The organism is Mesorhizobium sp. C268A, from assembly GCF_040324475.1.
Lineage (GTDB): Bacteria > Pseudomonadota > Alphaproteobacteria > Rhizobiales > Rhizobiaceae > Mesorhizobium.
This window is the reverse complement of record NZ_JAMYVX010000001.1, coordinates 5040221-5064439: the sequence shown is the minus strand read 5'-3', so window position 1 is coordinate 5064439 and position 24219 is coordinate 5040221. Positions and strand designations below refer to the sequence as shown.

Sequence of the window (24219 nt, the reverse complement as noted above, 5' to 3'; positions counted from 1 at the left end):
AGAAAATATGTAGCGATATCATTTTTCGTGGTACATATTGATGTGCTCAGTCGGCAAAGGAATGCCTCGTGCCTCTCCCGTTGGACAACCAGCTCTGCTTCACGCTTTACGCCACCAGCATGGCAATCAATCGCACCTACAAGCCCATGCTGGACGAGATGGGCATCACCTATCCGCAATATCTCGTGCTGAACGCACTTGCCGAAGCCGGCGGGATGTCGGTCGGCTCGATTGCGCACAGGCTCGCTTTGGAATCGAGCACCATCACGCCGCTGGTGAAGCGCATGGAACAGGCCGGTCTCGTCACCCGCCAGCGCAGCCAGACGGACGAGCGCCAAGTGCAGGTCGACCTGACGCCTGCCGGCCGCGCGCTGCTCGTCCAGTGCAACTGCCTCAACGAAACCCTGATCGAACGCTCGGGCATGACGATGGCTGATCTCGATGCCTTGAATCGGCGGATCCAGGCGCTGCGCGAAGCGTTGAGCAGCAAGCCGGACTAGCTGCCCTACAAACACGCCAGGCTTAATCCTTGCCGGCCAGCCAGCGCACGACGTTGCCCATCAGCTTGCCGTAGAGCGGCCAGCCGAGAAAGTCCTGCGACAGCCAGTGCGGGCCGATATCCGTCGCCCAGGCGACAGTGCGGCCGTGGCCAACGCTGCGAGCAGCAAGCAGCGGCCAGTCCGTGCCACGATAATGGCAGGTCGCCAGCAGCTGGGACGAGCCATCGCGCCTGAAATCGAGTTTGTTCATGCCGAGGATCGGCGGCAACGGGCCCGCGACACCGGCAAGGATTGGATGCGACGCCTGAAGGATCGACGGCTGCAGGCCTTGCGGCACTTCCAGCCCGTCCGAGAATGGCAGGCAGCGCACGGGCAGCACGTCCTCGACCGGGGTGTCGTGGAAACGCGCCGTGCCGAACATGCCCTGGAACCCCATATAGCCGCCGGCCAGCATCAGCCCGCCGCCGCCTTCGACATAGGCCTTGAGGACGTCGAGGCGGTTGACGCCGATGCGCCCGGCGCGGGCCTCCGGCGTGACCAGCAAGGTCAGCGCGCCGACATCGGAGATCACCACCGCCTGGTATTCGGCCAGCGCGTCGAGGTCATACGGAAATTCGGCCGCGCAGCGATCGCCACCGATCTGCGTCACCGCTATGCCCTCTGCGGCAAGTGCGGCATTGAAGGCCGTCGCGCCGTTTACCCACGTCGCACTCGTCAGCACATCGCCGCCGGCGGCGACCGAGGTCGTCGCCGCGAAGGTCTCGCCTGCCAGCAAGAGTTTCATCGTCGCCCTCGCACTGTTCGACTGAGGATTGAAAGGCGAGCGCCGGCTCGAACCGGCGCCCGCAACGCCTTGGGAGGCTTAGAGCAATTCCAGGAAAAGTGTGACCGGTTTTCCGTCCGGAATTGCGTAAAACAAAGGGATAGAGCGGTTCGCCGTTTCCGTGAAACGGTGAAACGCTCTAGAACTTGAACTCGGCCAGGTTTTCCGGCGTCACGATCTTGGCCGGGCCGAGGATCAGTTCACCGCTGGCGCCGATCGTGTACTCGCCGAGCCTGCCTGCCGTGAACTTCTCACCTTCCTTGCCGGTGATCTTGCACTGCGCCAGCGCCTGGGCCGCCTGATAGGTCAGGTAGCCGAGATCGGTGACATTCCACCAGATATCCTGGGCAGCGCCATCCTTGATGTATTTCGAAATCAAAGTGGCCGGCGCAAGGCCGGTCAGCTTGACCTTGCCGATCATACCGGCTTCCTCGAGTGCGCGCGCGGCCGCCGGAAGGCCTATGCCTGCCGGCACGATGATCACCTTGAGATCCGGAAACGCCTGCACCAGCGCCAAGGCCTGCTGCTGGTTGACCTGCTCGCTCTCCTCGCCATAGGCGACCTGCACCAGTTTCATCTTGGCGTATTTCGGCTCTGCCGCCATCTTCGCCTTCATGAAGTCGATCCAGGCGTTCTGGTTGGTCGCCGTCGGCGTCGACGACAGGATGGCGAACTCGCCTTCGCCGCCGCTGAGGTTGAATGCGCTTTCCAGCATCATTTCGGCCAGACTGTCGCCCTTCACCTGGTTCACGAACACCGCGCGCGCATCGGCCGCGACGTCGGAATCGTACGAGATCACCCGGACGCCTTGCTGAACGGCGCGCTTCAGCGCAGGCGCAACGGCATTGGCGTCGTTGCCGGCGATAGCGATGACGCCGACCTTCTGCGACACAAGGCTGTTGATGAATTCGAGCTGTGCCTCGGCCGTCGCCTGCGACGGGGCGACCTGGGTGGCGGTGCCGCCAATTTCCTTCGCAGCCTCTTCGGCGCCGCCGAAAGCCACCTTGAAGTAGGGATCGGTGTCGAGCTTGGGCAGGAAGCCGACGGTCACCGGTTCCTTGGCGCATTCCTGGCTGTAGGCCAGCGAGGCCGGCGCAAGCAGAACCGCGGATGCGAGCAGGGCTATTCTAAACGCTTTCATTGTGTCTCCTCCGTCAGAATTCGGGCTTGAAGAAAGGGGCCCGAGATCACCCCTTGGTTTCGCGCAGGACGCGCGATCTTGACAGCCGCTCCTCCAGGGAGCGCCAGTAATTGCCGACCAGCAGCGAGCCGATCAGAAGCAGGCCGATGATCATGCCTTGAGCGTCGCCGCCGATCTGGTTGAGCGCCAGCACATTTCGGATGATGGCGATCAACAGCAGCGCCAGCATGACCCCCGTGAGCCGCCCCTTACCACCGAAGACGCTGACGCCGCCGAGCAGCACGATGGTGATGACATCGAGCTCCATGCCGAGCGCATTGTTGGCGCGGGCGTTGGAGAGGCGCGCGGTGTAGACGATGCCGGCGATGGCTGCGACCATGCCCGAAACGACGAACAGCTTCAGCACCATTTTGCGCGTATCGATGCCGGAATAACGCGCCACTTCGGGGCTGCCGCCGAGCGCATAGATGCGCTTGCCGGTCGGCGTCTTCTGCAGCACCACCGCGAAGATCGGCGCCAGCAGCAGGAACGGCACGATGGTCCACGGGATTTGTGTGCCCGGCAGATTGCTGATGCCGAAATCGACGACCGCCGGCGGCAATATGTTGACCGAACCGGTGCCGAGCAGGATGTAGCCAATGCCCCGATAGAGCGCCATGGTGCCGAGCGTCACCACCAGCGACTGCAGCCCCAGCCCTGAAACCAGATAGCCATTGAAGGCGCCGAGCAGGCCGCCGAAGACCAGCGTCAGCGGAATGGCCGCCAGCGTCGGCACGCCGCCCTGGACGAGCAGGCCAAACACCACGGATGTCAGCGCCAGCACCGAGGCGATCGACAGGTCGATCTCGCGGGTGATGATGAGCAGCGTCATCGGCAGGATCAGCAACGCCTTTTCCGAGGCGCTCGCCGCCAGCTGAGAAAGGTTAAAGCCGGAAACGAAATTCGGCACGAAGACCGCCGCATAGACGAAGACAGCGAGGCAGGCGGTCGCCAGCAGCAGATCCCAGAAGTCGATCGAGCGGATAAACTTTTTCATCTCGCCCTCGCCTGTCTTGCCTGTTCGGCACGCCGCGCGATGAAGGTGTCGATGCCGATGGCAACCAGGATCACCAGGCCATAGACGCCCTGCAGCCAGAGCGGGTCGACACGCACCAGCGTCAGCCCGTTCTTGATGACCAAGAGCGTGAGCGCGCCAAGGATGATGCCGAGCAGCGTGCCCGAGCCGCCGCGGATGGCGACGCCGCCGACCACCGCAGAGGCGATCACCGTGAGTTCGAAGCCGAGCGCGACGCGGGCATCGATGGTGGCGTAGCGCGAAGCCCACAGGGCGCCGCACAGGCCGCCTAGCAGGCCGGCCATGCCGAAGGCCAGCAGGATGCGCCGGTCGACCGGAATGCCGATCAGCCTTGCGCCGTCCGGGTTGGAACCGGTGGCAAACAGCTCGCGCCCGGTTGCGGTGCGATAGAGCAGCACATAGCCGGCGCACAGGATGACAATAGCGATGATGACGATCAGCGGCACGCCTGCGATCTTCAGCCCGGTCATGTCGAGCCAGGCTTGCGTGACTTCGTCGGCGCTGACCTGGTCGCCCGCCGCCCAGATCGAGTTGAAACCGCGGAAGATCGACATCGAAGCCAGCGTAACGACGATGGCCGGGATCTTTCCCCTGGTAACGACAAGGCCGTTGAGCAGTCCGGCAAAGCCGCCGACGGCGCAGGCGGTGATCAGGCCGATGCCGATGTCCAGTCCGGGATAGGCCTGAACCATGCTGGCCGCCATATAGGCGGAGAGGCCGATCACAGCTGCGATCGACAGGTCGATGTTGCGGGTGATCAGCACCAGCATCTGCGCCAGTGCGGCGACAATCAGCAAGGCCGCGTCCATCGACACAGCGGTGAGGTTCGCCGCGCTCACCATGCGCGAGTTGATGATGGTGACCGGAATGGCGACGGCGAGCATCGCCGCAAGCAGGCCGAATTCCCGCCGCTTCAGAAAATCGAACGGTCCTTTTGCCTTTTCCTCCTCGGCGGCGCGTTCTATCTGCGCTGCCTGGCCGGCACGTTCATCGGTCCTGGTCGCCGATTCCAGTACCTTTTCCTGCGTGGCTTGCCCGCGCGAAAACTCGGCAGTCTGGCGGCCTTCGCGCAGCACGACAATGCGGTCGCACATGCCGATCAGCTCGGGCATCTCTGACGAGATCAGCAGGATCGCCATGCCTTGCGCGGCAAGGTCAGCGATCATTGCATGCACTTCCGCCTTGGTACCGACATCGATGCCTTGCGTCGGCTCGTCGAGGATGAGCACGCGCGGCTCGGTGCGCAGCCATTTGGCCAGCACCACCTTCTGCTGGTTGCCGCCGGATAACTCTTTCACCGGCTGCCCGTAGCCGGAAAAGCGCAGCTTCATGCGCTTCAGCCAGTCCGCCACCAGACCGATGGCGCGGTCGGTGCCGTAGAGACCGCGTTGTGCGGCCTTGTCGAGAACAGGTAGCACCGCATTGTCGAGGATGGAGAAATCCATCACCAGGCTCTGGCCCATGCGATCTTCCGACACATAGGCGATGCGCGCATCCATGGCGTCGCGCGCCGAGGCGAACTGCACGGGCTTGCCGTCGATCAGGATTTCGCCGGCGTCGGGCCGGTCGATACCGAACAGCACGCGCGCAATCTCGGTGCGTCCGCTGCCGACCAGGCCGCCAAGCCCCAGCACCTCGCCGGCGTGAAGCTTGAGGTCGATACCGGCAAACCCGCCGGCGCGCGAAAGTCCCTTCGCCTCCAGCACCAGCGCGCCTGAGGCATGGCGCCGTTCGGGATAGAGGTCGGTGACTTCACGCCCGACCATCATGCTGATGGCGGCAGCACGGCCAAGCTCGGCCTTCGGCTTGACGCCGATCAGGCGCCCGTCGCGCAGCACCGCGATGCGGTCGGCGATGCGGAAGATCTCGTCCATACGGTGGCCGACGAACATCATCGCCACGCCGTGCAGCCTGAGATCGGCAACGACGGAAAACAGCCGCTCGACCTCGCGCTGCGACAGCGCCGCCGTCGGTTCGTCCATGATCAGCACGCACGCATCCAGCGATAGCGCCCGGGCTATTTCGACCAGTTGCTGTTCTGAGGTACGCAGGGTTCCCAGCCGCGTTGCCGCCGGCACGTCGAGCCCGACGGTCGCCAGCACCTTGCGCGCGCCGGCCAGCATGGCGGCATTGTCGATGCCGCCAATGCGGTCGCGCGGCATGTGGCCGAGATAGATGTTCTCCGCCACCGACAGATCGGGAAACAAGCCAGGATGCTGGTGCATGACCGCAATGCCGGCCGCCTGCGCGTCATGCGGCGAATGGAAGACGGCTGATTTGCCGTCAACCTCGACATGACCGCTGGTGGGAGAATGCACACCGGCCAGAAGCTTCACGCAGGTGCTCTTCCCGGCGCCGTTTTCGCCAAGCAGCGCCAGCACCTCGCCGGAGCGCAATTCGAAGGAGGCGTCCTTGAGCGCAATCGTGCCGCCGAAAGCCTTCGTCGCCTGAACCAGGGCAACAGGAACAGCCCGCACCACCGCAGCGTCGGCTTCGCTTTGTGTGCCCGAGTGCAGCACGTCTCCTCCCTGACTAGTTATTTTTTCAATTTGCTATATTAAATAGCGCAAAGGCGCAACGGCAAAATTGACTTCCATGGTTCCGACGCGCACTGTCGCCTCTCGCACAGGCATCGCAGGATGCTTCGGCCGAAGGTGGTTTCGGCCTCTTGCGGTAAGAACGGCGACATTTGAGGAGACGCGGGTTTTGTCAGGGAAAGGCAGCAATTCTGTCAAAGTTCGCCACTACAACGAGCGTTTCGTGCTCGACGCCATCCGTCGCCTCAAGGAAGCCTCCAAGTCCGATCTGGCGCGCGCGGCCAGCCTGACGCCGGCGGCCGTCGCTGCCATCGTCGACGGCTTGGAATCATCCGGATTCGTAAAGCAAGTGGGAAAAAGGTTCGGGCAACGCGGATCGCCCTCCACGCTTTACCGGCTGACACCGGAACGCATCTACAGCGTCGGCATCAAGATCGGCCGGCGTGCGCTTGAAGCCGTTCTGGTCGACTTCGCCGGTGAAATCCGCGCAAGAGAGTCGCACGAATACCGCTTCCCCGATCCTGATCTGGTGCTGAAGGCCGGCAACATGGCGCTGGCCACCTTCGAAAAGCTGGTGGATGGGCTTGGCGATGCCAGCATCGTCGGCGTCGGCATTGCCTCACCCTATTTCCTCGGCGGCTGGAGCGAGGAACTCGGCTTTCCCGACGATCTCGGCAGCCCCTGGGAGGCGATCGACCTGACGACATGCTTTGCCACGCCGGCGAAGACGCCGGTGTTCGTGGAAAACGACGCCACGTCGGCGGCGCTGGCCGAACTTGTCCAGGGCGCCGGCGCCCGCTTCCGCGATTTCATGCACATCTCGATCGACACTTTTGTCGGCGGCGGCCTGGTGCAAGGCGGCAGGGTCCATACCGGGCCGCATGGCAACAGCGCTGCCCTCGGACCCTTGCCGGTCTCGCCCTCAAGCCTCGATTCGGTGGCGGCGAAGCCTGCGCGCTACCAGAGCCTGCTGCATCGCGCCTCGATCTATGTGCTGGTCAATCACCTGAGGTCGCGCGGCGTGGTGATCAACCGCGTGCGAGAGCTCGATCCGTTGCCGCCCGAGGCGCGCGCGCCCTTGTTCGAATGGATCGACGATTGCGCGAGCGCGCTGGTCGAGGCGATCATCGCCATCACCTCCATCATCGATATCGAGGCCATCGTTCTCGACTCGATCCTGCCCAGGCCGATCCATCTCGAACTGCTGGCAAGGGTGCAGGCCCAGTTCAACCAGGCCAGCGCCATCGGCATCGTGGCGCCGGAGATCGTGCCGGGGCAATTCGGCCCCGAAGCGTCCTCGATCGGCGCCGCCATGCTGCCGTTCTCGGCGCTGCTGGCGCCCGACAGCGGCGTGCTCATGATCGGCAAGGACCGGACGAAACTGCTGAGCGCTCTGTCCACGCTCGGTGGCGCCAAGGGAAACGGATCAAATCCGCCCACCGACCTGCCGGCCTGAGCGCAATGCGGCGCCCAACGCAGGCATCGGCCACCCTTGCCCGCCATGGCTTGCACGCCTGCCCGCCTTCCGCTATAGAGCCGCCACCCGCGTAGACACCCTTGGAGGCAACGCGGCGGAAGGCTGCCTTCCCTTGTGATCCCGAACAAAGCTCCGCGTATGCGGTTTCTGGCATTCGGACATCCAGGCCTGGCGGCTTTCGACGTTTACGGTCCAGGCACACTGCCACCGCAAACGCTCCATAAAACGCGAAAGGAAATGCCATGAGCCACGATACTTACGAGCTCAAGGCCGAAGCGCGCGAACAGGTCGGTAAGGGGTCCGCCCGTGCAGTTCGCCGCAACGGTAAAGTGCCTGCAGTTATCTACGGCGACAGACAGCCTCCCCTGGCGATTGCGCTGAACTATAAGGACGTCTTCTACAAAATCCATGGCGGCGGGTTTTTGACCACGATCGCCACGATCGATGTCGACGGCAAGAAAATCCAGGTTCTGCCCAAGGATTTCCAGCTTGACCCGGTCAAGGATTTCCCGGTCCATGTCGACTTCCTGCGCATCGGCAAGGACACCGAGGTCAACGTCGACGTGCCTGTCCACTTCATCAATGAAGACAAGTCGCCCGGCATCAAACGCGGCGGCGTGCTCAACATCGTGCGTCATGAAGTCGAGTTCCACTGCCCGGCCAATGCGATCCCGGAATTCATCACCGTCGATCTCACCGGCGCCGACATTGGCGATTCGATCCACATCTCGGCGGTTACCTTGCCGGCCGGCGTCAAGCCGGTGATCTCCGATCGCGACTTCACCATCGCGACCATTGCCGGCTCCTCGGCGATGAAGCCGGAGACGGAAGAGACGACGGAAGCGGCAGCCCCCGAAGCGGCGGCTCCTGCTGCCGAAGAGAAGTAATTTTCGGGCCCGGAGTTCACGATGCTTGTCTTTGCAGGCCTCGGCAATCCGGGCGCGAAATACGCTGATAACCGGCACAATGTCGGCTTCATGGCGGCGGACGCAATTGCCCGCCGCCATTCGTTTTCGCCTTGGTCGAAGAAGTTCCAGGGCCTGATCGCCGAAGGCACGATTGCCGGCGAAAAGATTCTCCTGATCAAGCCGCAGACCTTCATGAACCTGTCGGGACAGCCGATCGGCGAAGCCTTGCGCTTCTACAAGCTCGGCCCCGAGGCGCTGACCGTCTTCTACGACGAGATCGACCTGCCGGCCGGCAAATTGCGGGTCAAAGTCGGCGGCGGCGCCGGCGGCCACAACGGCATCCGCTCGCTCGACCAGCATGTCGGCAAGAATTTTCGCCGCGTGCGCATCGGCGTCGGACACCCCGGCGTCCGGGAAATGGTGCATGGCCATGTTCTCGGCGACTTCGCCAAGGCCGATCGCGAGTGGCTGGACGTGCTGCTCGACACCATCGCCGACGATGCCGGGCTGCTGGCCAAGGGCGACGACAGTTCCTTCATGAACCGCATTACTCTGGCCCTGCGTGACAAGCTGGTGCCGACCAGCGACGACGACCGGCCGCCGCCCAAGGCGCCGAAGGCTGAAGGTCCAAAGGCTCAAAGCCACATCCGCCAGGCACGGCCACAGCAGGCGCCGGCCAAGCTGCCGGAAAGCGGCCCTATGGCCGCCATGCTGAAGAAACTGTTCGGCAAGAAGGACTGAGCGTCGATAGGATCGGGACTGCGGGGCTTGACGTTGCTCACCCCTATCGCCCATAGCCCTCATCAAATTTCTAGTTTCCCGATAGGACCGGACACATGGGTTTCAAATGCGGCATCGTTGGCTTGCCCAACGTCGGCAAGTCGACGCTTTTCAACGCGTTGACCAGGACGGCGGCGGCGCAGGCCGCCAACTATCCGTTCTGCACCATCGAACCGAACACCGGCGAGGTGGCGGTGCCTGATCCGCGGCTGCAGAAGATCGCCGCAATCGCCAAGTCTAAGGAGATCATCCCGACCCGCATCTCCTTCGTCGACATCGCCGGCCTGGTGCGCGGCGCCTCCAAGGGCGAAGGGCTGGGCAACCAGTTCCTCGCCAACATCCGTGAGGTCGACGCCATCGTGCATGTGCTGCGCTGTTTCGAGGATGACGACATCACCCATGTCGAGGGCAAGATCGACCCTGTCGCCGACGCCGATACGGTCGAGACCGAGCTGATGCTCGCCGACCTCGACAGCCTCGAGCGCCGCATCGTGCAGATCCGCAAGCGCGCTGGCAGCAAGGACAAGGAAGCAACCACCGTGCTGCCGATGATGGAGGCCGCACTCGAGCTCCTCCAGGCCGGCAAGCCGACCCGCATCCTGCTCAACGGCATTTCAGCGGAAGACCTGCGCATCCTGCAGGGACTGAACCTCTTGACCTCGCACCCCGTGCTCTATGTATGCAACGTCGCCGAAGCCGACGCCGCCACCGGCAACGAGCACACCAAAGCCGTGGAAAAGATGGCGACCGCGCAAGGCGCCGGCACCGTGGTGATCTCGGCCGCGATCGAGGCCGAAGTCGCCCAGCTCTCCGACGAGGAAGAGATGGAGTTCCTGTCCTCGCTCGGCCTCGACGAGCCTGGCCTCAACAAGGTCATCCGCGCCGGCTACGATCTGTTGCATCTCATCACCTATTTCACCGCCGGGCCGAAGGAGACGCGCGCCTGGACGATCCACAAGGGCGACAGGGCCCCGCAGGCGGCCGGCGTCATCCACACCGATTTCGAGCGCGGCTTCATCCGCGCCCAGACCATCGCCTACAACGACTACATCACACTGGGCGGCGAAGTAGCGGCCAAGGAAGCCGGCAAGGCGCGCGACGAAGGCAAGGAATATGTCGTCCAGGACGGCGACGTCCTGCTGTTCAAGTTCAACACCTGAGACGCCGAGGCATCTCGCGGCTCGCGCGCTGACCGCGGCCGATCACAGCTGCGTCAAGTGGAGGAGCCAGCCTGCCGCTTCGCTTGACTGCCCTTGGCACCGGGTCTAAGGCCCTCTGCATCCGACTGGCCGTGGCCGTGGGAACTGCCGCGCGTGCAAGACCCATCGCTATCGAACGGAACCTCTTGGGCTCAACCAATGGAGAGCGGCGATGATCAAGGCCTTCGTCGTCGACAATGACCGCCTGCGCCCCGCCGACGATCTCATGGCCAATGGCGATCACGTCGTCTGGGCCGACCTTCTCAACCCGACCAAGGAAGAAGAAACAGCGATCGAGACCTGGCTCGGCGTTGCCATCCCGACGCGCGAGGAGATGGAGGAGATCGAGATTTCGAGCCGCCTCTACATCGAGGACGGCGCCTACTTCATGACCGCCACCTTGCCAGCGCAGACCGAAATCGATGATCCCTTGATGTCACCGGTTACCTTTGTGCTTGCCGGCCCGAGACTGGTCACCATCCGCTATCATGAGCCGAAGGCGTTCAAGACCTTTCCGCTGCGCGCCGAGAAGGTGGCGACCGGCTGCACCACCGGCAACACCATCCTGATCGGCCTGCTGGAGGCGATCGTCGACCGGCTGGCCGATATTCTCGAACGCGCCGGCCGTGACATCGAGACGATCTCGCGCGATATCTTCGAAGCGCGGTCGACCAAGGTGAACAAGCGCAATCGCGACTTCCAGGAACTGCTCAAGGCCATCGGCCGCAAGGAGGACATTGCCTCCTCGATCCGCGACAGCCTTATCTCGCTGCAGCGCCTCACCGGCTTCCTTGCCCATGTCGCGACCCAGATCAAGATGAGCAAGGACGTCCGCGCCCGCATCAAGACAGTATCGCGCGACGTGCTGTCGCTCGCCGACCACGCCACCTTCCTGTCGCAGAAGATCTCGTTCCTGCTCGACGCGACGCTCGGCATGATCTCGATCGAGCAGAACGCCATAATCAAGATCTTCTCGGTCGCCGCCGTCATCTTCCTGCCGCCGACGCTGGTAGCTTCGATCTACGGCATGAATTTCGACGTCATCCCGGAGCTGAAATGGGAACTCGGCTATCCCTTCGCCATCGGCCTGATGATCCTGTCGGCGATCCTGCCGTTCTGGTATTTCCGCCGCCGCGGCTGGTTGTAGGCCCAATAGAATTCGCTTGACCAAACGCCGCCCGGACGGCATCCGGATGCCCGGTAATCGTACAACCGGATTGGGATCATGACCGCAAAAAGCTGGGCCTACGAGGATTTCACCGAGGGCGCATCGATCGACCTCGGCGCCAAGCAGGTGAGTGCGGCCGAAATCATCGAATTCGCCACCGAATTCGACCCGCAGCCGATGCATCTCGACGAAGCCGCCGGCAAGGCCAGCATCCTTGGCGGCTTGGCCGCCTCCGGCTGGCACACCTGCGCGATCTTCATGCGCATGCTGTGCGACGCCTTCCTGCTCGACTCGACCGCGCAAGGCGCGCCCGGCATCGACCAGGTCAAATGGAAGAAGCCGGTGCTGGCCGGCGACACACTGGCCGGCAGCACCAGCGTGCTTGCCAGGCGCCTGTCGAAATCCAGGCCTCAGCTCGGCCTCGTCACCTTGCGCAGCGAACTGTTCAACCAGCGCGGTGAAAGCGTCTTCGAACTTGAGAACACTGTCATGTTCTTGACCCGCGAGGCCGGCGCATGAGCCTCGACGCGTTCTTCCGCATCGGCGATACCATCAACCTCGGTTCGCACACATTCGAAACCGAGGCGATCAAGGCGTTCGCCTGCAAATACGATCCACAGGTCTTTCATGTCGACGAGGAGGCGGCGAAGAAAAGCGTGTTCGGCCGCCTCTGCGCCTCAGGCTGGCACACCGCGGCCACCTGGATGAAGCTCAATCTCAAAAATCCTATGGACGCTTCTCAATGGACCGGACCCGGCCCGGAACCAGAATTCGGCCCCTCGCCCGGCTTCAGGAGCCTGAAATGGCCAAAGCCGGTCTATGCCGGAGAAACCGTCACCTTCATGCGCACGGCCCTGTCCCACCGCCCGCTCGCCACCCGCCCCGGCTGGCGGCTGCTCGCGCTGCGCTCGGAAGGATTCGATTCTACGGGCGACAAGGTGCTGGAGTTCGACAGCGCGGTGCTGGTGAAGGCTGGGTAGTGAGTAGTGAGTAGTGAGTAGTGAGTAGCGAGTAGCGAGTAGCGAGTAGTGAGTATTCAATATCAGAGTGTGTGAGCAAGCCTAGCGCCTGTCATTGAACGCTGACATTCACTATTCACTATTCACTATTCACTATTCACTATGCACTATTCACTACTCCCTACTCCCTACTCCCTACTCCCTAATGCCCCTCAAACCCGATCAACGTCCGCACCGGCACGCCCAGCGCTTCGAGCTTCGCCCGTCCGCCGAGATCCGGCAGGTCGATGACGAAGCACGCGGCAAGAATATCGGCGCCGATCTGCCTTAGCAGCTTGACCGCCGCCTCCGCCGTGCCGCCGGTCGCTATCAGGTCGTCAACCAGGATCACCTTCTCGCCCGGCGCAACGCCGTCCTTGTGCATCTCCATCTCGTCCAGCCCGTACTCCAGGCTGTAGGCGACGCGTACCGTCTCGTAAGGCAGCTTGCCCTTCTTCCGGATCGGCACGAAACCGGCCGAAAGCTGGTGCGCGACCGCACCGCCGAGGATGAAGCCGCGTGCCTCGATGCCGGCGATCTTGTCGATCTTCTGCCCGGCATAGGGATGCACCAGCTCGTCGATGGCGCGGCGGAAGGCGCGCGCATTGCCGAGCAAAGTGGTGATGTCGCGAAACAGGATGCCGGGCTTGGGGTAGTCCGGAATGGTGCGGATCGCGGCGAGCAGCGTGTCTTCGAGCGAGGATTTCATGGGTCGAGATTACCTGAAACGGAGGTTGTTGCGCGACAATTGTTCGATCGAACTGCAGCCCATCAGCTTCATGCCGCGCTCGATCTCGACCCGCATCTGCTCCAGCGCCCGCTCGACGCCCGGCTGTCCGGCCGCCGCCAAGGGGAACAGATAGTAGCGGCCGACGCCAACAGCCTTGGCGCCGAGCGACAGCGCCTTCAGCACATGGGTGCCGCGCTGCACGCCGCCATCCATGATGACGTCTATTCTGTCGCCGACGGCATCGACGATCTCGGCCAGTTGGTCGAACGCCGCCCGCGAGCCGTCCAGCTGCCGGCCGCCATGGTTGGACAGCACAATGCCGCTGCAGCCGATCTCGACGGCGCGCTTGGCATCCTCCACCGACATGACGCCCTTGAGACAGAACGGACCTCCCCACAGTCTGACCATCTCGGCAACATCGTCCCAGGTCATCGACGGATCGAGCATCTCGGTGAAGTAGCGGCTGATCGACATCGTGCCGCCGCCCATGTCGACATGCTCGTCGAGCTGCGGCAGCTTGAACCCCTCATGGGTGAAATAGTTGATCGCCCAGCCCGGCTTCAGCGCGAACTGCAGCATGCCGGCAAGGTTGAGCTTGAAGGGGATGGCAAAGCCGGTGCGCTTGTCGCGCTCGCGGTTGCCTCCGGTGATGCTGTCGACGGTCAGCATCATCACTTCGACTCCAACCGCTTTCGCCCGCTGCATCATCGCCCGGTTGAGGCCGCGATCCCGGTGGAAATAGAACTGGTAGACCTGCGGGCTGCTGCTGATCTTGCGCGCTTCCTCAAGACTGACAGTGCCGAGCGAGGACACGCCGAACATCGTGCCGAATTTGGCCGAAGCCTTGGCCACCGCGCGCTCGCCTTGATGATGGAACAGCCGCTGCAAGGCGGTCGGCGAGCAATAGACGGGCATGGCCAGCTTCTGGCCCATCACCGTCACCGACATGTCGATCTCGCTTACCCCGCGCAGCACGTTGGGAACGAGGTCGCAGCGCTCGAAGCTCTCGGTGTTGCGGCGGTAGGTGACCTCGTCGTCGGCCGCGCCATCGATGTAGTTGAAGATTGGCCCCGGCAACCGCTGCTGGGCCATGCGCCGGAAATCGGAAAAGTTGTGACAGTCGCGTAGCCGCATCATCGATCCCAAATGCCCCTTTAGCCGGCGATCCGCCGGGCGCGCGTGCAATACCAATCGCATGGCGCCGTGCCAACGGACTTCTTACTGGACGGCTGCTGCGCCAAGATGCGAACCATGCCCGGTTTGGCAAGCAAAAAGGGCGTCCGAAGACGCCCTTTCCATTTCCGAGGAATAAGATGCGGCTTAGTGCGCCACGCCTTCCCACACCTTGCGCTTGGTCAGATACATCAGCGCGCCGAACAGAAGCAGAAACACCAGAACGCGGAAGCCGGTCTTCTTGCGGTCTTCCATATGCGGCTCGGCCGCCCACATCAGGAACGCCGAGACGTCGCGCGAATACTGGTCGATCGTCTGCGGCGAACCGTCATCGTAGGTGACCTGGCCGTCGGAGAGCGGCTTGGGCATCTTCAGCGACACGCCGGACATGAAGTATGGATTGTAGTGGGTGCCTTCGGGGATCACCATGCCGGCAGGTGGCGTCTCGTCGTAGCCGGTCAGCAGCGAATGGATGTAGTCCGGGCCGCCCTGCGCATATTGCGTGAAGATGTCGAAGACGAAGCGCGGGAAGCCGCGCTCGACGCCGCGCGCCTTGGCCAGCAGCGACATATCCGGTGGGGCAGCGCCGCCGTTGGAAGCGGCAGCCGCCTCCTCATTGGCGAACGGCGCCGGGAAATGGTCGGACGGCTTGCCCGGGCGGTCGAACATGTCGCCGGCATCGTTGGGTCCATCATGGATGGTGTACTCAGCCGACAGCGACTTGATCTGCGCTTCCGAATAGCCGAGGTCCTCTAGCGTGCGGAACGCCACCAAATTCATCGAGTGGCAGGCCGAGCAGACTTCCTTGTAGACCTTCAAGCCACGCTGCAGCTGCGCCTTGTCGTAGGTGCCGAACGGACCGGCAAAAGTCCAGTCCATCTCCTTCGGCTCGTGGATCGGGAAATGCGTCGGTGCCGCCGCGTTGTGCGCCTCTTCAGCGGCGATCGCCACACTGCCGACGGCTCCGATGCCAGCGGCAAACACGCCTAGCAGGGCGAGCGAGGTGAGAATCTTTTTCATGCCAAATCCCCTTAGATTCTCACTCAGCCTTTGGTTTCCGGCGCCGCGGTCGCACCGGCCGGATGTCCCCCTCCGGCACCCTTGTTCTTCTCCAGCACCGCCTCGGTGATCGAATTCGGCAGTCTGCGTGGCGTCTCGATCAGGCCAAGCACCGGCAGGATGACGAGGAAGAAGGCGAAGTAGAACAGTGTCGCCGCTTGAGCGTAGCCAACGTAGTTGCCCGAGACCTCACCTATCAGGAGGGTCAACAGACCGCCACCTTCCGCCGGCTGCGAGCCAAGCCAGCCAAGCAGGACAGCGTCGGCGACGAACAGCCAGAAGAAAAGCTTGTACCAGGGCCGGTAGACCGCCGAGCGCACCTTGGAGGTGTCGAGCCACGGCACCAGGAACAGCATGACGATGGCGCCGAACATGCACAGCACGCCACCGAGCTTGGAGTTGATCGGCCCGATGTTGAAGGTGATCGCGCGCAGGATCGCGTAGAACGGCAGGAAGTACCATTCCGGCACGATGTGGGCCGGCGTCTTCAGCGGGTTGGCGATCGTGTAATTGTCCGGATGGCCGAGAAAGTTCGGCAGGTAGAAGACGAAATAGGCGAAGAAGAACAGGAACACGATCATGCCGAATGCATCCTTGATGGTCGCATAGGGCGTAAAGGCAACGGTGTCGGTTTTCGATTTCACCTCGATGCCGGTCGGGTTCGACTGGCCGACCACATGCAGCGCCCAGACGTGCAGCACGACGACGCCGGCGATCATGAACGGCAGCAAATAGTGCAGCGCAAAGAAGCGGTTGAGCGTCGGGTTGTCGACGGCGAAACCGCCGAGCAGCAGTTCCTGGATCCAGTTTCCGACCAGCGGAATGGCGCTGAAGAAGCCGGTGATGACGGTGGCGCCCCAGAAGCTCATCTGACCCCAGGGCAGCACATAGCCCATGAAGCCGGTCGCCATCATCAGCAGATAGATGATGCAGCCGAGGATCCACAGCAGCTCGCGCGGCGCCTTGTAGGAGCCGTAATAAAGCCCGCGGAAGATGTGGATGTAGACGGCGACGAAGAAGAACGAGGCGCCGTTGGAATGCATGTAGCGCAACAGCCAACCGGAATTGACGTCGCGCATGATCTTCTCGACCGAATTGAAGGCGAGATTGGTGTCGGCGGTATAGTGCATGGCGAGCACGATACCGGTCAGGATCTGCGCCACCAGCATGATCGTGAGGATGCCGCCGAAGGTCCACGCATAGTTGAGGTTGCGCGGCACCGGATAAGCGATGAAGCTGTCATAGATCATGCGCGGCAGCGGCATGCGGGCGTCGAACCAGCGTTCGATACCGGTCTTGGGCGTATAGGTCGAGTGTCCCTCGCTCATCGAATTATCCCCTGCCTCAACCGATAAGGATTTTGGTATCGGAAATGAACTTGAATACCGGCACGGCCATGTTTTCCGGCGCCGGGCCTTTGCGGATGCGGCCGGCGGTATCGTACACCGAACCGTGGCACGGGCAGAACCAGCCGCCGAAATCGCCTTCCTGGCCAAGCGGAATGCACCCCAGATGCGTGCAGACTTGCACCATCACCATCCAGGCTTCCTTGCCGGGCGTGGTGCGGTTGGCATCGGTCGCCGGCGCATCGGCGGGCAGATTGGCGTTGCGGGCAATAGGATCCTTGAGATCGGCAAGGTTCACGGCTTCGCCGTCCTTCATCTCCTGCTCGGTGCGATTGCGCACCACGACCGGCTTGCCGCGCCATTTGACGATCAGCGACATGCCAGGCGTCAGCGAGGCGACATCAACCTCGACCGAGGCCAGCGCCAGCGTCGAGGCATCAGGGCGCATCTGGTCGATGAAGGGCCAGGCAACGGCGCCTGCGCCAACCACTGCGGCCATGCCGGTGGCGACGTAGAGAAAATCACGACGGTTGGGATCCTGGGTGTCGGTTGCGCTCACGGGTGCCTGATCCTTTCGCCTCTTCCGAGCCGGCGGCCGAGCTTTGTCCCCGCTCCATCGCGCCGGCCCGACAGCGCATGGCGAACAAGCTAGCGAATTCCTCCGGCATTTGGATTTCGGTTTATGCGTGAAGCCCGTTTTTGTCCAGCGGGCTGAGGCCACAAGGGCAGATTGTCGCGGGCGTTCCGCACGAAGAGAAATTTGACGAGCTTGGCCGAATGTAGCAATATGTCTACATCTTCCGGATGGAGGTGTTGATATGAATATCTCGACGAAGACGATAACCATCATGTCGAGCCGTGAATTCAACCAGGACACGGCGCATGCCAAACGGGCAGCCAAGAACGGGCCGGTCATCATTACCGACCGCGGCAAGCCCTCCCATGTGCTGATGTCGATGGAGGAATATCAGCGTTTAGAGAAGAAGCCGAGAAGCCTCGCGGACGCGATTGCCGATGATCGCCCCGAAGCAGATTTCGACTGGGAACCACCTCGCCTGGAAGGACCGTTTTTCAAGATTCCCGAACTCGACTGATGTTCATTCTTGACACCAATGTCGTTTCGAATCTGCGTCGTCGGGACAAGGCCGATCGCAACGTTTTGGCCTGGTCAGAGACCCACGACATCGCCAGCTTTTTCATGTCGGTCATTTCGATCCTGGAACTCGAAATCGGAACATTGCTCTTGTCGAGGAAGGATACTCGCCAGGCCACCATGTACCGTGAGTGGTTGGATCAGACACTCATTCCACAGTTTGACGACCGGATATTGAGCATAGACAAGGCTGTTGTCGTGCGTTGCGCAAACCTCCACGTTCCCGATCCAAAGCCGGAGCGCGACGCCCTCATAGCCGCTACCGCGCTCGTCAAAAACTTGACAGTCGTGACCCGCAACACCAAGGATTTTGAAGGCACCGGCGTGAAGCTTTTCAACCCCTGGATACCGACGAAGGGTTAGAGGCTATGGCACACATCATCGACCGCGAGACCTGGACCAGGACGCCCGGCCGCTGGCAGGGCGAACTGCAATGCGGCGCCTACGACTCCAACTCCTGCCTGATTTTCAACTATCAGGAAGAGATTGGCGGCGGCCCGCGCCTGCACACGCATCCCTATTGTGAAATCTTCATCATCCGGCAAGGCACCGGCCTGTTCACGATCGGCGACCAGCAGATCGAGGCCACGGCCGGCCAGATCCTGATCGTGCCGCCTGATACGCCGCACAAATTCACCAATCTCGGCCCAGGCCCGCTCGAAACGACCGACATCCACGAAAACGGCAGCTTCATCACCGAATGGCTGGAATGATTGTTGCCGGCTGATGACCTCTAGCTTGCACCGAGCCTGACCAGCACGGCCCTTGGGATATCGTATTCGCGGATGACCGACTCATGCCGGCGCAGGCCGCAGAGTTCACGCTGGATGAAATAGGCGTGCACCGCTGCGGCAGCCTCCTTGAGCAGCCGCAGTCGCTGCTCCTCGTCGTCGTTGTTCTGACGGAGCTTGGCCAGCGTTTCCTCGACCCGTTGGCCGGCACGGCCGAGCGCTGCGGCCTTTTCAGCCAGTATCTCATGGCCGAGGGCGTCGAACGCGGCTTCGGCAGCCGAGGCGCCTAGGGATGGCGGACGCAGTGACATCTCAGCCTCCTTTTCTGTCTTGAGAGAGCATCATGCGGTGCGTGACGAATTCTTCGCCCACCACCGGCTGGAAGCCAAGCCGTTCATAGAACCCAAAGGCTTCTTGTGGCGCGCGGGTGTTCAGCACGGCAAAATGCTGACGTGCCCTGTCAATGACGGTCTCGACCAGCATGCGGCCAATGCCGCTGCGGCGATGACGCGCGCTGACGAACAGGTGCCTGACCCGGCCGTGGTCCCTGCCTTCGAAATAAGGATCGATGTTCAACCCGCACACACCAGCGAGTTCTCGGCCATGCCATGCACCAAACAGCGCCTCGCCTCGTTTCAGGAACTTGTTGCGGCCGCCCGCCCAGCCATCCGCCAGCCGCACCAGCATCCAGTAGCCTTCCAGCCGGCTCTCCTCCTTCAGCGCATCGAAGGCCGGCGCGGTTGGCCGCAGCCGCTTGAGGACGTAGCCGATATCAGGCGACGCTGCCATGCCCTACTCCGCCGGCCGTGTCTCTTCCAGCACGCTTTCCTCGTGGTAGAGGAAGCCGCCGGACTGCCGCTTCCACAGCCGCGCATAGAGCCCGTCGAGCGCCACCAGCTCGTCATGCGTGCCCTGTTCGACGATGCGGCCTCCGTCCAGCACCACAAGACGGTCGAGCGCGGCGATGGTCGACAGCCGGTGCGCTATGGCGATGACCGTCTTGTTCTCCATCAGCCTGGCCAGATTCTCCTGGATCGCCGCCTCGATGTCGGAATCGAGCGCCGAGGTCGCCTCGTCGAGGATCAGGATCGGCGCATCCTTGAGGAAGACGCGGGCGATCGCGACGCGCTGGCGCTGGCCGCCCGACAGTTTCACGCCGCGCTCGCCGACAAAAGCCTCGTAGCCGGTACGGTCCCGGTTGTCGCGCAGGCCCAATATGAACTCGTGCGCCTCGGCCTTCTTCGCCGCCGCGATCACCTCGGCCTCGGTCGCGTCCGGCATGCCGAGCTTGATGTTGTCGCGCAGCGAGCGGTGGAACAGCGCCGTGTCCTGGCTGACCACGCCGATATTGGCGCGCAGCGAGTTCTGCGTCACCTCGGCGACGTCTTGCCCGTCGATCAGGATTTTGCCGCTCTCGAGGTCGTAGAGGCGCAAGATGAGGTTGGCGAGCGTCGTCTTGCCCGCGCCCGACGGCCCGACCAGCCCGACCTTCTCGCCAGGCTTGACCACAAGGTCGATGCCATTCAGCACGCCAAAACCCTTGCCGTAGTGGAACTCGACATTCTTCACCTCGATGCGGCCGCCGGCGACGACAAGCTCTTTCGCATCCGGCGCATCGACAAGGCCAAGCGGCTGCGAGATCAGCGCCTTGGAGTTTTCCAGGACGCCGAGATTTCGCAATATGCCGTTGAGCTGCATCATCACGCGCCCGAGCAGCATGTTGAGCCGCAAGACCAGCGACAGCGTGAACGCGACGGCGCCGACGGTGATCGACCCTTCGACCCAGAGATAGACGGCAAAGCAGCCAATCGCGGTGATCATGATGCCCGACAGCGTCGTCAGCGCCATGCGCACGCCGGTCAGCCGGCGGGTGAAGGGCCGTAGTGCATCGAGATAGATGTCGAAGCCGTTCTTGATGTAGCGGTCGTCGCCGTCGGCCGAGAATAGCTTCAGCGTCTGCACGTTGGAATAGGAATCGATGATGCGCCCATTGATCATCGAGCCCGCTTCAGCCGTGGCCTCGGCATGCCTGCGGATTGAGGGCAGATAGAGCTTGGCCAGCCAGGCGAACGCGAGGATCCAGATCACCACCAGCACGGCCAGGCGCAGATCCAGCCCGGCGACCAGCGCCAAGGTCGTCACCGTATAGATGAGCATGAACCAGATGACCTCGATGAAGCTCTCCATCAGGTCGCCGGTCGCCTGCCCCGCCTGCCAGACTTTTGTCGCGATACGGCCGGCGAAATCGTTCTGGAAGAAGGTGTAGGACTGGCGCGATACGTGCCGGTGCGCCTGCCAGCGCACCAGATTGTAGAACCCCGGCGTGATCGTCTGTTCGTTGACCAGCGCCGACAGGCCGACGACGATGGTGCGGATGACCAGCACCACTGCGATCATGAAGACAAGCTCAGGCCCGGCGGCGGCCCACAGCGCGTGCCAGCTGCGCTCGCCGGGAAGCTGGTCGAGAATATCGACCAGCCGCCCGACGAAGTAGAACAGCCCGGCCTCGATCAGCGGCGCGATGCCGCCGATGACCAGCATGGCGAAGAAGTCGAACTTCGCCTGGCCGACATAGTGCCAGAGGAAGCCGCCGACGCTTGGCGGTGGCCGAAGGTCCGCCGGCTCCCTGAACGGATAGACCCAGTCCTCGAACCAGCGATAGACGGCTGTCATCATGCTGACGTCATCACTCTGCGGCTTCACCCTTCACGCCGATGTCGTTGGCAACAGCGTCATTGGCGGCATCGACCGGACCGTCATCGAGCAGGAACCCGCCCGACTGGCGCTGCCAGAGCTGCGCGTAGAGCCCGCCGCTGGCGACGAGTTCCTCGTGCGACCCCTCCTCGATGACACGGCCCTTGTCGAGGACGACGAGCCTGTCCATCGCCGCGATGGTCGACAGCCGGTGCGCAATGGCGATGACGGTCTTGCCTTGCATGAGCTTGTAGAGATTCTCCTGGATGGCGGCCTCGGCTTCGGAATCCAGCGCCGACGTCGCTTCGTCAAGGATAAGTATCGGTGCGTCCTTCAACATAACGCGAGCAATGGCGATGCGTTGCCGCTGGCCGCCGGACAATTTGACGCCGCGGTCGCCGACATGAGCGTCGAGCCCTTTACGTCCGGTGTGATCCGAAAGCCTGCCGATAAACTCCAGCGCCTCGGCCCGCCCGGCTGCCTCGACAAGCATTTCCTCCGTCGCATCGGGCCGCCCGTAAAGAATGTTGTCGCGCACCGAACGATGCAGCAGCGAGGTGTCCTGCGTCACCATGCCGATCTGCGCGCGCAGCGAATCCTGCGTCACCGAAGCGATCTCCTGGCCGTCGATCAGGATCCGGCCGTTCTCGAGGTCGTAGAACCGCAACAGGAGATTGACCAGCGTCGACTTGCCCGCACCCGAGCGCCCGACAATGCCGACTTTCTCGCCGGGCTTCACCGTCAGCGACAGGTTCTCGATGACGCCCTTCTGCTTGCCATAGTGGAAACGAATGTCGTCGAAGCGGATCTCGCCCTTGGTGACGGCAATGTCCTTCGCCCCCGGCCGGTCTTCGACCAGGCGCGGCAGCGAGATCGAGGCGATGCCGTCTTGCACCGTGCCGATGTTCTCGAACAGGCTCGACATTTCCCACATGATCCACTGCGACATGCCCCACATACGGAGCACGAGGCCGATGACCACGGCGACGGCGCCGATCGTCACCGCCTGGCCGAGCCACAGCCACAGCGCCGTCGCCGTCACCGAAAACAGGAGCAGCGCGTTGAGGATATAGAGCAGGCCGTAAAGCACCGTCACCAGCCGCATCGACCGGTAGACCGTGTCGAGGAAGCCTGCCATGCCTTCTCTGGCGAACGTTGCTTCGCGCCGTGCATGGGAAAACAACTTGACCGTCTGGATGTTGGTGTAGCTGTCAACGACGCGGCCGGTCATAGTCGAGCGCGCATTGGCCTGCGCCTCGCCGACCTTGCCCAGCTTCGGGATGATATAGCGCAACAACCCGATATAGCCGAGCAGCCAGACGCCGAGAGGTGCCGCCAGCCGCAAGTCGGCCGAGCCGACGATGAACAGCATGCCGAGGAAATAGACGATGACGTAATTGAGCACCTCGATCACCTTGATGACGCATTCGCGCACGGCGAGTGCCGTCTGCATCAGCTTGGTGGCGATGCGGCCGGCAAATTCGTCCTGGTAGAAGCTCATCGACTGCTTCAAGAGATAACGATGCACCTGCCATCGGATGCGCATGGGGTAGTTGCCCATCAGCGTCTGCTGGTTGAGCAAAGAATGCAGCCATACCGTACCCGGCAGCGCGAACAGCACGACGAAGGCCATGCCGGCAAGCTTCCAGCTCTCGGTCTGCAGGAAGGTTTCGCGGTTCTGCCTGGACAGCCAGTCGACGATGTGGCCCATGAAGCCGAACATCCACACTTCCGCGATGGCAATCGCCGTCACCAGCACCGCGTCGACGATGATGTATGGCCAGGCGCCGCGCGTATAATGCACGCAGAAGGCAACCAGCGTCTTCGGCGGCTCGACCGGTTCCGCTGCGGGGAACGGATCGAGCCTTCTTTCAAACCAGCTAAACATAGTGATGCTCACAAAACTGTTGTCCGCTCATGCGGCGCGGGAAAAATCCCCGGGGCGCTCCGCTTCCCCAGACCGTACGTCGGCGGGGACCGACGGCCCGGAATCACCCGGGCCATCGGTCCTGCTTCGCGCAATATAGGGACCTGCGGGCTTTTCACCGACAGAAGCCTTCGACTGAGCTGACGGCACGCCGCCGCCAGTCCGGTTTTTCGCGCCCGGCCGGATCAGCCGGATGATCCGGCGCACCAGCGACGGCCGGCTGTGGTCGGGAACCGCACGCGAGAAATCGACATCCGGCAACATGCCGCGATGCGGACGCCGGCGCGTCTCGGCATGAACCGCCGACGAATAGGTCTCGCCGACCAGCAACGCCCAGGTCGCCGTCTTGCGTTCGTGCAGGCTTCTTGAACCAGGTATCTTATAGGGATCGAACATCGGTCCGTCCTCCGTGTGAAAATAGACATAAAAAGGCGAAGCAATGTCGTGCGCCGGCCTTCGGCCGGAGGCACGGATTGCATCCGTCGGGACACGAGGATAGGCCTCGGTCGCGACATGCTCAGCTGGGGCTCTAGGCCCCTTTAACCGGTTGAAAAACATCGCAGGATTCCTTCAAGAGCCGAAAATTGGGTTCGGCGGGAATCGGTGCGATCAGATCTAAGAAATCAGGTAAATCGTCGTACCGAAACCGCCGGCAGGCAGGTAAGCCCACGGGAGGGGCGCAGGATGTGCATGGTCAGCATGAAATACCCCTCCATCGGTTCGGGTTGACAATGCCTGCGGTATAATCGACTTCGCAGAAAATGGCCACCCGCAGGTCCAGCAATTTCCAAAACCAGCCA

At 62.6% G+C, this 24219-nt stretch carries 25 protein-coding genes; 11 read left to right on the top strand and 14 right to left on the bottom strand.

Features of this window, described 5'->3' with window-relative positions; translation table 11 throughout:
* Positions 1–68 precede the first annotated feature (68 nt).
* Complete coding sequence (locus NKL06_RS24725) at positions 69–500, top strand: MarR family winged helix-turn-helix transcriptional regulator (protein ID WP_023670043.1); 432 nt, start codon at positions 69–71, stop codon at positions 498–500.
* Positions 501–522: 22 nt separating this feature from the next.
* Here NKL06_RS24725 and NKL06_RS24720 read toward each other — a convergent pair whose 3' ends face one another.
* The 4 genes from NKL06_RS24720 to NKL06_RS24705 all read right to left on the bottom strand — a co-directional run bounded on the left by NKL06_RS24720 (position 523) and on the right by NKL06_RS24705 (position 6058).
* Positions 523–1284: a glutamine amidotransferase gene (locus NKL06_RS24720; protein WP_023691578.1), complete on the bottom strand. Its 762-nt coding sequence runs from the start codon at positions 1282–1284 to the stop codon at positions 523–525.
* A gap of 178 nt (positions 1285–1462) precedes the next feature.
* Positions 1463–2464 (bottom strand): rhamnose ABC transporter substrate-binding protein, encoded by a 1002-nt coding sequence (locus NKL06_RS24715; RefSeq protein WP_031198263.1) that lies wholly within the window; start codon positions 2462–2464, stop codon positions 1463–1465.
* Positions 2465–2510: 46 nt separating this feature from the next.
* Complete coding sequence (locus NKL06_RS24710) at positions 2511–3500, bottom strand: ABC transporter permease (protein WP_023691580.1); 990 nt, start codon at positions 3498–3500, stop codon at positions 2511–2513.
* Complete coding sequence (locus tag NKL06_RS24705; protein ID WP_023691581.1) at positions 3497–6058, bottom strand: ATP-binding cassette domain-containing protein; 2562 nt, start codon at positions 6056–6058, stop codon at positions 3497–3499. Before NKL06_RS24705 ends, NKL06_RS24710 begins: the two co-directional genes overlap by 4 nt.
* Before the next feature lie 187 nt (positions 6059–6245).
* On the opposite strand from NKL06_RS24705, the gene NKL06_RS24700 reads away from it, so the two are divergent.
* From NKL06_RS24700 to NKL06_RS24670, 7 genes are all read left to right on the top strand, one after another.
* On the top strand, positions 6246–7532 hold the full coding sequence (locus NKL06_RS24700) for an ROK family transcriptional regulator (RefSeq protein WP_023691582.1): 1287 nt from the start codon (positions 6246–6248) through the stop codon (positions 7530–7532).
* A 263-nt stretch (positions 7533–7795) separates the two neighbouring features.
* A complete protein-coding gene (locus NKL06_RS24695; RefSeq protein ID WP_023683704.1) occupies positions 7796–8440 on the top strand; it encodes a 50S ribosomal protein L25/general stress protein Ctc in 645 nt (214 codons plus the stop codon).
* A gap of 21 nt (positions 8441–8461) precedes the next feature.
* On the top strand, positions 8462–9202 hold the full coding sequence (pth, locus tag NKL06_RS24690) for an aminoacyl-tRNA hydrolase (RefSeq protein WP_023691583.1): 741 nt from the start codon (positions 8462–8464) through the stop codon (positions 9200–9202).
* Between the two features lie 95 nt (positions 9203–9297).
* Positions 9298–10401 (top strand): redox-regulated ATPase YchF, encoded by a 1104-nt coding sequence (ychF, locus tag NKL06_RS24685; protein WP_023691584.1) that lies wholly within the window; start codon positions 9298–9300, stop codon positions 10399–10401.
* A gap of 211 nt (positions 10402–10612) precedes the next feature.
* Positions 10613–11587 carry a magnesium/cobalt transporter CorA gene (gene corA / locus NKL06_RS24680; RefSeq protein WP_023691585.1) on the top strand — a complete coding sequence of 325 codons (975 nt, stop codon included), beginning with the start codon at positions 10613–10615 and terminating at the stop codon, positions 11585–11587.
* A 78-nt stretch (positions 11588–11665) separates the two neighbouring features.
* Positions 11666–12127, top strand: coding sequence for a MaoC family dehydratase (locus tag NKL06_RS24675; protein WP_023670033.1), 462 nt, complete (start codon positions 11666–11668; stop codon positions 12125–12127).
* On the top strand, positions 12124–12588 hold the full coding sequence (locus NKL06_RS24670; protein WP_023691586.1) for a MaoC family dehydratase: 465 nt from the start codon (positions 12124–12126) through the stop codon (positions 12586–12588). The genes NKL06_RS24675 and NKL06_RS24670 overlap by 4 nt, the downstream gene beginning before the upstream one ends.
* Positions 12589–12769: 181 nt before the next feature.
* Here the strand turns inward: NKL06_RS24670 and NKL06_RS24665 are convergent, their stop codons facing one another.
* The 5 genes from NKL06_RS24665 to petA form a co-directional block, all read right to left on the bottom strand.
* The gene (locus NKL06_RS24665; RefSeq protein WP_013529989.1) at positions 12770–13315 is read right to left on the bottom strand and encodes an adenine phosphoribosyltransferase; all 546 of its coding nucleotides are present in this window, start codon (positions 13313–13315) and stop codon (positions 12770–12772) included.
* Between the two features lie 9 nt (positions 13316–13324).
* Positions 13325–14470, bottom strand: a complete 1146-nt coding sequence (locus NKL06_RS24660; RefSeq protein ID WP_023691587.1) for an alpha-hydroxy acid oxidase — start codon at positions 14468–14470, stop codon at positions 13325–13327.
* 186 nt (positions 14471–14656) lie between these two features.
* Positions 14657–15529 (bottom strand): cytochrome c1, encoded by an 873-nt coding sequence (locus tag NKL06_RS24655; protein ID WP_023670029.1) that lies wholly within the window; start codon positions 15527–15529, stop codon positions 14657–14659.
* 23 nt (positions 15530–15552) lie between these two features.
* Complete coding sequence (locus NKL06_RS24650; protein ID WP_023683697.1) at positions 15553–16896, bottom strand: cytochrome b; 1344 nt, start codon at positions 16894–16896, stop codon at positions 15553–15555.
* A gap of 16 nt (positions 16897–16912) precedes the next feature.
* Positions 16913–17473, bottom strand: coding sequence for a ubiquinol-cytochrome c reductase iron-sulfur subunit (gene petA, locus NKL06_RS24645; protein WP_023670027.1), 561 nt, complete (start codon positions 17471–17473; stop codon positions 16913–16915).
* A 259-nt stretch (positions 17474–17732) separates the two neighbouring features.
* Between petA and NKL06_RS24640 the strand changes: the two genes are divergently transcribed.
* Genes NKL06_RS24640 through NKL06_RS24630 form a run of 3 tightly spaced genes read left to right on the top strand, consistent with a single transcriptional unit; the run spans position 17733 to position 18780 of the window.
* Positions 17733–18008: a type II toxin-antitoxin system Phd/YefM family antitoxin gene (locus NKL06_RS24640; protein ID WP_023701566.1), complete on the top strand. Its 276-nt coding sequence runs from the start codon at positions 17733–17735 to the stop codon at positions 18006–18008.
* Positions 18008–18430, top strand: a complete 423-nt coding sequence (locus NKL06_RS24635) for a type II toxin-antitoxin system VapC family toxin (protein ID WP_023691588.1) — start codon at positions 18008–18010, stop codon at positions 18428–18430. Before NKL06_RS24640 ends, NKL06_RS24635 begins: the two co-directional genes overlap by 1 nt.
* Positions 18431–18435: 5 nt before the next feature.
* Complete coding sequence (locus NKL06_RS24630) at positions 18436–18780, top strand: cupin domain-containing protein (RefSeq protein WP_023683696.1); 345 nt, start codon at positions 18436–18438, stop codon at positions 18778–18780.
* Between the two features lie 20 nt (positions 18781–18800).
* On the opposite strand, the gene NKL06_RS24625 is transcribed toward NKL06_RS24630, so the two are convergent.
* Genes NKL06_RS24625 through NKL06_RS24605 form a run of 5 tightly spaced genes read right to left on the bottom strand, consistent with a single transcriptional unit; the run spans position 18801 to position 23815 of the window.
* Positions 18801–19109: a DUF6665 family protein gene (locus tag NKL06_RS24625; protein WP_023691589.1), complete on the bottom strand. Its 309-nt coding sequence runs from the start codon at positions 19107–19109 to the stop codon at positions 18801–18803.
* 1 nt (position 19110) lies between these two features.
* Positions 19111–19587 (bottom strand): GNAT family N-acetyltransferase, encoded by a 477-nt coding sequence (locus tag NKL06_RS24620; protein WP_023691590.1) that lies wholly within the window; start codon positions 19585–19587, stop codon positions 19111–19113.
* 3 nt (positions 19588–19590) lie between these two features.
* A complete protein-coding gene (locus NKL06_RS24615; RefSeq protein WP_023691591.1) occupies positions 19591–21474 on the bottom strand; it encodes an ABC transporter ATP-binding protein in 1884 nt (627 codons plus the stop codon).
* Between the two features lie 10 nt (positions 21475–21484).
* The gene (locus NKL06_RS24610; protein WP_023691592.1) at positions 21485–23380 is read right to left on the bottom strand and encodes an ABC transporter ATP-binding protein; all 1896 of its coding nucleotides are present in this window, start codon (positions 23378–23380) and stop codon (positions 21485–21487) included.
* Positions 23381–23407: 27 nt separating this feature from the next.
* Complete coding sequence (locus tag NKL06_RS24605) at positions 23408–23815, bottom strand: hypothetical protein (protein ID WP_023691593.1); 408 nt, start codon at positions 23813–23815, stop codon at positions 23408–23410.
* Between the last annotated feature and the right edge of the window lie 404 nt (positions 23816–24219).